This window comes from Siminovitchia fortis (assembly GCF_003605365.2).
GTDB classification, from domain to species: domain Bacteria; phylum Bacillota; class Bacilli; order Bacillales; family Bacillaceae_C; genus Siminovitchia; species Siminovitchia fortis.
This window is the reverse complement of the sequence record NZ_QYTU02000083.1, coordinates 1-2,378: the sequence shown is the minus strand read 5'-3', so window position 1 is coordinate 2,378 and position 2,378 is coordinate 1. Positions and strand designations below refer to the sequence as shown.

2 protein-coding genes and 2 pseudogenes are annotated in these 2,378 nt (G+C 33.9%); 2 read left to right on the top strand and 2 right to left on the bottom strand.

Annotation, left to right across the window (positions count from 1 at the left end; translation table 11 throughout):
• On the bottom strand, nt 1–220 hold a 220-nt coding region (locus D4N35_RS17665), incomplete at its 3' end, for a hypothetical protein (RefSeq protein WP_164876424.1).
• A 206-nt stretch (nt 221–426) separates the two neighbouring features.
• On the opposite strand from D4N35_RS17665, the pseudogene D4N35_RS18485 reads away from it, so the two are divergent.
• Nucleotides 427–569, top strand: a pseudogene (locus tag D4N35_RS18485) (TetR/AcrR family transcriptional regulator); the annotation flags it as partial.
• Between the two features lie 337 nt (nt 570–906).
• The gene (locus D4N35_RS17655) at nt 907–1,509 is read left to right on the top strand and encodes a hypothetical protein (protein WP_120076012.1); all 603 of its coding nucleotides are present in this window, start codon (nt 907–909) and stop codon (nt 1,507–1,509) included.
• 351 nt (nt 1,510–1,860) lie between these two features.
• Here the strand turns inward: D4N35_RS17655 and D4N35_RS17650 are convergent.
• Nucleotides 1,861–2,088 (bottom strand): annotated as a pseudogene (locus D4N35_RS17650) (LOG family protein); the annotation flags it as partial.
• Nucleotides 2,089–2,378: the final 290 nt, after the last annotated feature.

Genomic DNA, 2,378 nt, shown 5'->3' with positions numbered 1-2,378 from the left:
TTGTGTATTTTTCTCTTGCAAAATACACCAGAATGGTAATCAGAAATGACATCTTATCACCATAGACAAATAATTCTAAACCACTTGCGCCAAAACTAGCAAAATCTAAGGATTTCCATTCACCTAATTCTGTATTTTCATTAAGTATATCTATGATTTTTATATTTTCTTCATTGAAGTTTTTAAAATTTTTATCATACTCAATAAAATAGAGTGCCATGTTACCCCTGTTCCAGTCAATGAATCCATGGGGCTGTCTCCACCTAAAGAATATTGATAACTTATGACACCTTCACGTCTTTATATCAGTTGGTGAGAAATAAGTAATGGCTATTCTCAAACAGCATGACTAGAGCCAGTGGTACCACTGTTTCTTTTTTATACATTAAAAGAGATTAATGGATTTCCTATTAATAAGGAGTGTTTATGAATGCTCGAAACTATCACGGTTTTCATGCTGTTGGAATAAAGAAAATTATTGAGGAAGCAAATGTAGCTACTATGACGTTATACAAAACCACTTTACATCGAAGGAACAACTAATCAAAGAGGTTCTTATGCAATGTGAAGACATTGCTTTCCAAATGATGCTTTTATTAGAAGGGCAACTTCGATGGCAGAAACCGTTGGATCCTAAAAAGCAGAAACATGCCATTCATATGTTGAAATCACTTTTAAAAACATGGGACAAGTAGGTGCAGGTCTATGTAAATATCATATCTTACCAGAAAAGTCAGTCCCTTATTAAGGAGGTGAAAATTAAGTCATATTATTACAAAAAGGAAGGTGAGGTTCAAGCGGAAAAAGTTAAAGAATATCGTGTTGTGGATTTAAAATAAAGTTTAACCGTTTTGAAAAAAGTTGCACTACAATAGATTGACTTTTAATTTAAGAGGAGGAACTTTGATGAAAAGAAAAATGATACGTAATCTGTCTTTAGCTTTAATAGCCCTAGTAGGAGTTTTCTCTTTAGTTTTTAGTTTTGAAGGTAGAACAAATGCAGCTAGTTTAACATCGAATCCAGATCAGGATCTAAAAGTTGACACAGTAGATGGAATAAAATATGCACCAGGTAAACATAAAAAAATTGTTGGAATGGTAGTTGAAGCAACTGATCAAGGAGAAAAGGTACATGGCTTCTCAACTCCAGAAAAATATGAAGCATATCATCAAAAAGTTACAGAGCAATTATCTAGTCAGTCAATAGGTATAATGGCAAGACCAACTTATTTATATGAACATACTTCGGGTCATGGATATGGAAGATCATTAATTGCGTATCCTGGAACTCAGGTCACTTCTCTGAGTACTGCATGGGATAACAGAATATCTGCTGTATCCGTAGCTCCTGGTTCTTGGATTAGGCTCTATCAAAATCGTTATTATGGTGGTCGTTATTTAACTCTTGTAAGTTATCCAAACAAATACTTTACCACCAATTTAACTTCTTGGGGAATGTCTGGTACTACTTCTTGGAACGACCAAGTCTCATCTTATCGAGTTAGATGAGAAAAATGGTAACGTCCACGAAAAAAAGGGAATCTTAAAACAACCATTCAACATTTCTGTGTTTGGATGGTATCATAAACTCACAGTCCTAATTATTGATCTTAGTTCAACAAACAGGCTACTTTGTGAATAATCAGTCACCTAAAACTTCTAGAGTAAATTATTATTTGTTTATTTAACCAGAGCAAAGAGGAATATGAAGTTTAGAAAAACCTGGGACATTATGCATCATGATCGAAAGGGTTTAATGTCCTTCTATAAGCCTAATTTCTCAATTTTAATGTTGAGAAATTAGGCTTTTATATTTACTTAATGCAAAATAGCGTTTAAATGGTGTGCAATATATCTCCTAAAGTGACATTCTAATGTTCCTGGTCCACCTGGTAAAGCGACAAAGCCATCTGCAAGCTCTGCCATTTTAGCCTTTCTCTCAAGCATAGATTCGACAACTATCAGCTTGGATAATCTTTTATGCGATATTTCTCTCTGCTCTAAAAAACTAGGCATAATTCCAATAACTTGTCTACCTTCATCTAAGACAGCATCCGCAACTGCTCCCATAACACCAACACTTGCTCCACAGTGTTCGCATGATGTGGCTAGTTCAGGGTTACGAACTAAGCTATCGCACGATTAATCGCTTTCGTTCTAATCCCCTCATTGAGAATATTCTACAGGAAAGTTTTGTAAGAATGATGAGAAAATTGACATTTACGCGATATTAAAGAGAGTTTTATTTATACCGGAAAAACTTATCATAATCATCAATTTGATCCGGACTTATTCCAGTTTTATTAATAGCTTCTTGTTGAAATGAATTATTGCAACTTTTACATATATAGTATTTATTTTCTCCTTTTTTGATTTTA